The following is an 820-nucleotide window of genomic DNA, read 5'->3' as shown; positions in this document are numbered from 1 at the left end:
GTTTATAGTCACTGATAAAATGTTCAGGAAATTCGGCTAAGTAAACATCGCGTGTAATGCCGCCATAGTTCCACCAATCGGTATTTACAGTTGGAATTTCATCCTGTTTACGGATATTATCAACTTTAAGCACAATGGAGTTTTCGCCAATTTTTAAGTTGCTGGTTACATCGAACTGGAAAGGTGTAAAACCGCCCTTGTGTACCCCCAGTTTTTTACCGTTGAGGTAAACATGGGCTTCGTAATTTACTGCACCGAAATACACGAAATATTTTTTCCCTTTTTCTGGTTTTGCATCAAACTTTTTGCGCAGCCAGACATTGCCTTCGTAAAGCTCTAATTTTTCCGATTGCGAGTTCCAATCGCCAGGAACATTCATTTGTGGCGAATGATCGAAATCATACTCGATCAGTTCTGACTTGTCTTTCTGAGTTTTATCATCGTAATAACCTCCGGTTCCGGTTTTCGACTGGTCGAATGGATCGTGACGATAATCGTAATAACCGTTTTCGTAAGGATCAACAATATAATTCCATTTACCATTAAGGCTCTGAATTTTCCGTCCCTGAATGTTTTGTATAGCGGTAACCTGACCGTAACTGATTGATGAAAGGAGCGAAAAGCAGATTAAAAATACGCTATAGGTTGTTTTTAGCATAACTTAAGTTTTAATATTAATTAATTGATCGTTTCAAAACTAACAATTAATTAACAGACGGTGTTTCCACTGCCCTCCTAAATTTGAGCAAAATTTAGTTTTTCATTAATAAGGAGTGATTTGCTGCAAAAGCATAAGTTAGGTTTTTGGCAACATTTGCTG

The 820-nt window shown here is 37.4% G+C and carries 1 protein-coding gene; it reads right to left on the bottom strand.

Annotated elements, in window-relative coordinates; all coding sequences use genetic code 11:
• Nucleotides 1-658: sugar-binding domain-containing protein (locus tag AC1DND_RS28725; protein ID WP_477586358.1), on the bottom strand; the 658-nt coding region annotated here is incomplete at its 3' end.
• Nucleotides 659-820 lie beyond the last annotated feature (162 nt).

Source organism: Pedobacter sp. 01N416 (assembly GCF_056399685.1).
Note: the sequence above shows the minus strand (reverse complement) of the source record. Positions and strands in the feature narration are given on the sequence as shown.